This window comes from Streptomyces sp. NPDC030222 (assembly GCF_055573115.1).
Window position 1 is genome coordinate 71,431 of record NZ_JBVICA010000031.1, and the last position, 7,661, is coordinate 79,091.

The window sequence follows — 7,661 nt, forward strand, 5'->3', positions numbered from 1 at the left end:
CGACGGCTCCTGGGGCCGGGGCGGTTTCCGGACGGCGGCGACGCCCGGATGACGCCCCGGCCTCAGAGCACCGACACGCCCGCCAGCCAGCCGCCGTCGATGACGAACGGCTGCCCGGTGATGTACGAGGAGTCCGCGCACGACAGGAACAGCGCGAGCCGGGCCACCTCCTCCGGCTGCCCCACCCGCCCCAGCGGGACAAGCCGCCGGTACAGGTCGTCCAGGGCCTCCGGATCGGTGCCCTGCGGATTGCTCATCGGCGTGTCGATGGCGCCCGGGCACATCGCGTTGACCCGGATCCCCTTGGGGGCCAGCTCCAGGGCCGCGACCCGGGTGAGGCCGAGGATCGCGTGCTTGGTCGCGGCGTAGGCACCGACGAAGGACATCCCCGTCATCCCCGTGTACGACGCGGTGTTCACGATCGTGCCGCCGCCCGCGGCCTCGATCTCGGGCGCCATGGTCCTGATCCCGAGGAACGCGCCGACCTGGTTGACCTGGACGACCTGCTGGAACTCGTCGAGCGGGGTGCTGACCAGCTCGTTGAAGCGCAGGATGCCCGCGTTGTTGACCAGTCCGTCGATCTTCCCGAAGGCGTCCTTCGACCGGGCGGCCGCGGCCGCCCAGTCCTCCTCGCGGCTCACGTCCAGGTGCACGTAGAGCGCGGTGTCCTCGCCCAGCTCCTTCGCCAGGGCGGCGCCCTGGTCGTCGATCACGTCGCCGAGGACCACCCTGGCCCCCTCCGCGGCGAACAGCCGTGCCTCCTGCTCGCCCTGGCCGCGCGCCGCTCCGGTGACGACGACGACCCGTCCGTCCAGCTTGCCCATGGGTGCCCTCCAGGCGTTGAACCTCGATCCGCTGCCGTGCCGCCCCGCCGCCGTACTGCGCCGCTGCCCCGCCGTCCCGCCGTCCCGCCGCCGTACTGCCCCGCCGTCCCGCGGCCCCGCCGCCAGGGGAGCCGCCACCCCGCCGTCCCGCGGCCCCGCCGCCAGGGGAGCCGCCACCCCCTAGCTCCCGAGGTGCGGGGCCACGTCCGCGGCGAACGCCGCCATCTGATCCGTCAGTTCGGCGGGCCCGCGGGAGCGGAACCGCACCTGGATCTGGTCCACGCCCATCGCCGTGTACGCGCGCAGCGACTCCGCGATCGCCTCGGGCTTGCCTGTGAGGGTGCGCCGGCCCGTGTGCCAGTCGGGTTCCCCTACGTACAGGGGCTCGGCGATCGCCCCGACGGTGACCGGGGCGGTGATCCCCGCCTCCTCCCTGAGCCGTCTCAGGGTCGCGATCAGGCCCGGCAGCCGGTCCCGGGGGTCGCCCTGCGGCAGCCAGCCGTCGCCCTTGAGCGCGGCTCTGCGGACGGCCGCAGGGGACGACCCGCCGACCCAGACCGGCACCCTCGTCTGCGCCGGGCGCGGCCGCTGCCCCAGGTCGCCGAAGGCGAACCGGTCGCCCTGGAACTCCGGGTACTCGTCCGGGCCGAGCGCGGCCCGGAGCGCGTCGACGGTCTCGTCCAGGACCGCCCCGCGCCGCTCGAAGTCCGCGCCGAGCGCCTCGAACTCCTCCCGCACGTGCCCCGCTCCGACACCGAGCAGCAGCCGTCCCCCGGAGAGGTGGTCCAGGGTCGCGTACTGCTTGGCGGTGACGAGCGGGTGGCGCAGCCCGACGACCGCCACATGGCTGAGCAGCCGCACCCGGGTGGTGACGGCCGCGAGGTGGGCGAGGGTGGCGACCGGGTCGTACCAGACGGTGCTCATGGCCGCCGCGAGCCGCCGCGGTATCGCCACGTGGTCGCAGCAGGCGATGTACGCGAACCCGTGCCGGTCGGCGGCCCTGGCGACCTCGACGAGCTCGGCGGCCCCGGCCTCCGTCTCCCAGGGTTCGGCGAACAGCGTGGACTGGGACTGGACGGGGAGCTGTATGCCGTAGGCGGGCATGGAGTGGACCCCCTGCATCTGACGCTCGTGGCCGACGGGAACCCTCATCGTGATACCTGACACAGCGTCAGACAAGGTGCCCTCCGGCCCGGGACCCCGCCACGCCCGCGGTCCCGTCCCCGTCACGGGCCGTTTCCGCACGTCGGCTGCGCTGCGCCGAGTTCTCGAAACGGAGGACGACCCGGCGGAGGGCGGCGGAACGCAGGGGCACTCGAGGCCACCAACCCGCTCATCGGCAACGGCTGGCCACAAGTGGACCCCATGGCGCTCCAGGACGGGTACCGCAGCACTCACATCTCGGGTCTGCACAACCTCGACCTCGACATCGTCGTCTGCCTGGGTGCGGTCGGGACGTCCCTGTTCCTCATGCCGCTGTGGCGGACCTGGCGCCCGCGCGACCTGGTGACGCGTGCGGTCCTCGTGACGACGCTCGTGTGGTTCAACACGACGGGTGCCCACCCGTCGGCGGGCTGGGGCGTCCTCGGCCTCGCGGTGGCGGCCGCCGCCTGCCGCAGCCGGGACGCCGGACGACCGCCGACCCGTCGGCCCGCCGACCCGTCGGAACGGACCGTACCGCGGCGACGAGATGTCCCCGCCCTCCGGGCGCGACGCCCTCGTGGCGCCCTGAAGGGTCCCGGGACCGCTCCCTAGCCTGCCCACAGGCCGTCGGCGGTCAGCCCCAGCAGGTCGATGGCGTTGCCGCGGACGATCCGCTCGACGACGTCGGGGGCGAGGTGGGCCATCTGGGCCTCGCCGACCTCGCGGGACTTCGGCCAGGTGGAGTCGGAGTGCGGGTAGTCGGTCTCGTAGAGCACATTGCCGACGCCGATCGCGTCGAGGTTGCGGAGGCCGAAGGCGTCGTCGAAGAAGCAGCCGTGGACATGTCCGGCGAAGAGCTCGGACGGCGGGCGGTGGACCTTGTCGGCGACCCCGCCCCAGCCGCGGTTCTCCTCCCAGACGACGTCGGCACGCTCCAGGATGTACGGGATCCAGCCGATCTGGCCCTCCGCGTACATGATCCGCAGGTGCGGGAATCGCTCGAACTTGCCACTCATCAGCCAGTCGGTCATCGAGAAGCAGCAGTTGGCGAATGTGATCGTGGAGCCGACGGCGGGCGGGGCGTCGGCCGAGGTGGAGGGCATCCGGCTGGAGGAGCCGATGTGCATGGCGATGACCGTGCCGGTCTCGTCACATGCGGCGAGGAAGGGGTCCCACTCGTCCGTGTGAACCGACGGCAGCCCCAGGTGGGGCGGGATCTCGGAGAAGGCCACGGCACGCACGCCGCGTGCGGCGTTGCGGCGGACCTCGGCCGCGGCGAGCTCCGCGTCCCAAAGCGGGATGAGGGTCAGCGGGATCAGCCGCCCGCCGGCGTCGGGACCACACCACTCCTCGACCATCCAGTCGTTGTACGCGCGAACGGCCAGCAGCCCCAGCTCCCGGTCCTTGGCCTCGGTGAAGGTCTGGCCGCAGAAGCGGGGGAAGGTCGGGAAGCACAGCGCGGACTGGACGTGGTTGACGTCCATGTCGGCGAGCCGGTCGGGCACGGAGTACGAACCGGGCCGCATCTGCTCGTAGGTGATGACCTCCAGGCGTATCTCGTCCCTGTCGTAGCCGACGGCCGTGTCGAGGCGGGTCAGCGGGCGGTGCAGGTCCTCGTAGACCCACCAGTCGCCCACCGGGCCGTCGTCGCCTGGCGCGCCCATCACGGGCGCGAACTTCCCGCCGAGGAAGGTCATTTCCTTCAGCGGCGCCCGGACGATGCGGGGTCCGGTGCCGTGGTACTTCGAAGGGAGCCGGTCTCGCCAGACGTGCGGCGGCTCCACGGTGTGGTCGTCCACCGAGATGATCTTGGGGAAGGTCTCCATGCGTCTCACCGTAGCGCTGATCTGACGAGGCGTCAGCTACGTGTGGAGCAAGGGCCCACGGCCCGTCGTCGGATCCTGTGCAGACGCGGGCCCCGTGCTGACGGGACCGCCGGGACAAGGCAGACTGACCGGGGCACAGCAGCGGTTTGGCCTACAGGGGGCAGCGATGGACCGTTCCAGCGGGCCGTACGTGCCGGAGCAGCGCACACCGGCTCCGGCCGCACGGGAGGCGCAGACCCAGGCGACGACGGACGCGGGTCTGCGCTTCGGCGTGCTCGGGCCCGTACGCGCGTGGCGCGGCACCGAAGCCCTGCCCTCCGGATCCCCGCAGCAGCGCGCCCTGCTCGCCGCGCTCCTGCTCCGTGACGGACGCACCGCGACCGCCGCCGAACTCATCGACGGCATCTGGGGCGAGGAACCGCCCTCCCAGGCCCTGGCCGCACTCCGCACCTACGCCTCACGCCTGCGCAAGACCCTCGGCCCCAACGTGCTCGCCAGCGAGTCCGGCGGCTACGCCATCCGCTCCGGCGCCGGCCGGATCGACCTCACCGCCGCCCAGGAACTCGCCACCGCCGCCGACAAGGCCCGCGCCACGGGCGACCGCACCACGGCCCGCGGGCTCCTCGTCGCGGCCCTGGACCTGTGGGACGGCGAACCCCTCGCCGGCGTGCCCGGCCCGTACGCCGACCACCAGCGCACCCGCCTCGCCGAGTGGCGCCTCCAGCTCCTGGAGACCCGCCTCGACCTGGACCTGGAGACCGGCTGCCACGCCGAGGCCGTCTCCGAACTCACGGCGCTCACCGCGGCGCACCCGCTGCGCGAACGGCTCCGCGAGCTGCTGATGCTCGCGCTGTACCGCAGCGGCCGCCAGGCCGAGGCCCTCGCCGTGTACGCCGACACCCGCCGCCTGCTCGCCGAGGAACTCGGCGTCGACCCGCGCCCCGAGCTGTCCCACCTCCAGGAACGCATTCTGCGCGCCGACGCGGAACTGGCCCTGCCCGGCGAACCCGCGCCGGCCGCCGCGGCCGCCCCAGTGCGGCCCGCCCAGCTCCCCGCCAGCGTCCCCGACTTCACCGGCCGTTCCGCCTTCGTCCGCGAACTGTGCGAACGGATCACCACCGCCGAAGGCAGCGTGATGGCCGTGTCCGCGCTCGCCGGCATCGGCGGCGTCGGCAAGACCACCCTCGCCGTGCACGTCGCCCACGCCGCCCGCGCCCACTTCCCCGACGGCCAGCTCTACACCGACCTCCAGGGCGCCGGCGCCCGCGCCGCCGAACCCGAGACCGTCCTCGGCGCGTTCCTGCGCGCCCTCGGCCACGCCGACTCCGCGATCCCCGACACCATGGAGGAACGCGCGGCACTGTTCCGCTCCTCCCTCGACGGCCGCCGCGTCCTCGTGCTCCTCGACAACGCCCGGGACGCCGCCCAGGTCCGCCCCCTGCTGCCCGGCAACCCCGGCTGCGCCGCACTCATCACCAGCCGGGTCCGAATGGTCGACCTCGCCGGAGCCCACCTCGTCGACCTCGACGTGATGTCCCCCGAGGAAGCCCTCCAGCTCTTCACCCGCATCGTCGGGGAGGAGCGCGTCGCGGCGGAGCGCGAGGCCGCGCTCGACGTCGTCGCCGCCTGCGGATTCCTGCCGCTCGCCCTGCGCATCGCCGCGGCCCGGCTCGCCGCCCGCCGCACCTGGACCGTCTCCGTCCTCGCCGCGAAGCTCGCCGACGAACGCCGCCGCCTCGACGAACTCCAGGCCGGCGACCTCGCCGTCAAGGCCACCTTCGAACTCGGCTACGGCGCGCTGGAACCCGCCCAGGCCCGCGCCTTCCGCCTGCTCGGCCTCGCCGACGGCCCCGACATCTCCCTCCCGGCGGCCGCCGCGGTCCTCGGCCTCCCCGACCACGAGACCGAGGACCTCCTCGAAGCCCTCGTCGACATCTCCCTCCTGGAGAGCGCCGCGCCCGGCCGCTACCGCTTCCACGACCTCGTACGCCTCTACGCCCGCGCCTGCGCGGAACGCGACGAGCAGCCGCCGAGCGAGCGGGAGGCCGCGATGTCGCGGCTGCTGGACTTCTACCTGGCGACGGCGACGTCCGTGTACGCCATGGAGCGGCCGGGCGAACGCGTCCTCGACCACCTGGAACACGGCGAGTACCCGGGCCTCGCCTTCCACAGCCGCGAGAAGGCCCTCGACTGGCTCTTCTCCGAGGCGGGCGGACTTCTGGCGTGCGTCCAGCAGGCGGCGGCCCGCCCCGGAAACCTCCGCCGCGCCGCCGACCTGCTCACGGCGGCGATCGACCTGGGCGAGTCCGGCGCGGGCTGCCGGCAGTTCGTCCAGTCGGCGACCGCGGTGTGCGAGGCAGCCGCGGTCGGTGGGGACGCCCGCGCCGAGGCCCGGGCCCGCATCATCCTCAGCCATCTGCACGGGATCGCCGGTCAGTTCACCGAGTCCGACGCGCAGGCACGGCTGGCGCTCGAACTGGGCCGCACCGCCCTCGACCCCGTCGTGTGCGGACAGGCACCCAACCAGCGGGGGATCATCGCCCTCTACGAAGGCCGTCACGGGGACGCCGAGGCCCATCTGGAGGAGGCCATCGCCGCCTTCCGTGACGACGCGAACACCCCCGGCGAGGCGAGCGCCCTCTGCAACCTCTCCCGGGTGCACCTGGCCACCGGCCGCACCGGGAGCGCCGTCGACCTCGCGGTGCGCGGAGTCGCCATCTACGAGGAGGCGGACACCGGGCTGGCCCTGCGGCTCGCCAACGGCAAGTACGCGCTCGGCATGGCCCTCACCCAGGCGGGCCAGCACGCCGAGGCGCGGACGATACTCGTGGAGGCCCTGGAGACCTTCGGGGACAGCCGGCAGAGGCTGTGGCAGGGGATGACGCTCCTGCGCCTCGCGGAAGTGGACCTCGCCGACCGGGCGCCCGCCCGGGCCGCCGCCCAGGCCGAGCAGTCGCTCGCCCTCCTGCACGGCATCGGCGGCGACTGGCGGCGCGGCAACGTCCTGACCGTCCTGGGTCGCGGACTCACCGCGATAGGGCACACCGACCGGGCCCGGGCCTGCTGGACCGAGGCCCTCGCGCTCTTCGACGCACTGCGCTCACCCGAGGCCGACCAGGTTCGCTCCCTGCTGAATCCCGCGGTCGTCGCCTGAAACGGGAACCGCGGAGGGGCGTTCATCAATCGTTTATCGCGGGTTGGCAGTCTTTTCCTTGTCGATCCGTCGCGTCGGGGGGCAGATGGGTCGGCCAGGGCCATGACCCATAGAGGTGATCGGCCCCCGAGCGCCCGCCCGGCAGTCCACGGGGGAACGGCTGGGCGGGCACTCACCGACCTACTGCCCCACCTTACGAAGGAGTTGCCGACATGGCCGACGACAAGATCATCAAGCCGAACGACTTCCACGCCACCGGCGCCCCTGCGGGCGGCACGGTGAACGAGGACGGCGACGTCAAGCCGGCCGACTTCCACGCCACCGGCGCGGACGCCAAGCCGGCGGACTTCCACGCCACCGGCACGAAGCCGAACGACTTCCACGCCACCGGCACCAAGCCGAACGACTTCCACGCCACCGGCGAGACGGTCTGAGCCAAGCACCGGACCACAGGGGGGCGTTCGAGGCGGCCTGAAGGAGGGAGCCGCCGCGGACACCGGATGTCCGGGCCGCCGGGCGGGCCGCGCTCACGGGGGCGGCGAGGGACCTTGGGGGGATCTCGCGCGGAGCGCACCACCCGCATCAGGGCCGGCGGCGAACGGCCGGACGCGGGGGGGGGGAGAGGGAGGGGGGGGGCGGGTCCCCTGCCCCCCTGTTTCGTCTACCTGCCCCATTTGCGTCCTGTCCTAACCCCTCCCCTAACCAGAACACACT

Annotated in this window: 6 protein-coding genes; 3 read left to right on the forward strand and 3 right to left on the reverse strand. The window is 73.4% G+C overall.

Annotated elements, in window-relative coordinates; translation table 11 throughout:
* Positions 1-62: 62 nt before the first annotated feature.
* Entirely contained in the window at positions 63-824 is a 762-nt protein-coding gene (locus tag ACZ4Z5_RS31370) for an SDR family NAD(P)-dependent oxidoreductase (RefSeq protein WP_468269298.1), read from the reverse strand.
* 180 nt (positions 825-1,004) lie between these two features.
* Positions 1,005-1,928: an LLM class F420-dependent oxidoreductase gene (locus ACZ4Z5_RS31375; protein WP_468269318.1), complete on the reverse strand. Its 924-nt coding sequence runs from the start codon at positions 1,926-1,928 to the stop codon at positions 1,005-1,007.
* A gap of 261 nt (positions 1,929-2,189) precedes the next feature.
* Between ACZ4Z5_RS31375 and ACZ4Z5_RS31380 the strand changes: the two genes are divergently transcribed.
* Positions 2,190-2,579, forward strand: coding sequence for a hypothetical protein (locus ACZ4Z5_RS31380; protein WP_468269300.1), 390 nt, complete (start codon positions 2,190-2,192; stop codon positions 2,577-2,579).
* Here the strand turns inward: ACZ4Z5_RS31380 and ACZ4Z5_RS31385 are convergent.
* Positions 2,576-3,793 carry an amidohydrolase family protein gene (locus ACZ4Z5_RS31385; RefSeq protein ID WP_468269302.1) on the reverse strand — a complete coding sequence of 406 codons (1,218 nt, stop codon included), beginning with the start codon at positions 3,791-3,793 and terminating at the stop codon, positions 2,576-2,578. The two genes, ACZ4Z5_RS31380 and ACZ4Z5_RS31385, sit on opposite strands and share 4 nt — an antisense overlap.
* Before the next feature lie 166 nt (positions 3,794-3,959).
* On the opposite strand from ACZ4Z5_RS31385, the gene afsR reads away from it, so the two are divergent.
* Both afsR and ACZ4Z5_RS31395 read left to right on the forward strand, forming a co-directional pair.
* Entirely contained in the window at positions 3,960-6,947 is a 2,988-nt protein-coding gene (gene afsR, locus ACZ4Z5_RS31390; RefSeq protein ID WP_468269304.1) for an SARP-family global regulator AfsR, read from the forward strand.
* A 212-nt stretch (positions 6,948-7,159) separates the two neighbouring features.
* The gene (locus ACZ4Z5_RS31395; protein WP_468269306.1) at positions 7,160-7,381 is read left to right on the forward strand and encodes a hypothetical protein; all 222 of its coding nucleotides are present in this window, start codon (positions 7,160-7,162) and stop codon (positions 7,379-7,381) included.
* Positions 7,382-7,661: the final 280 nt, after the last annotated feature.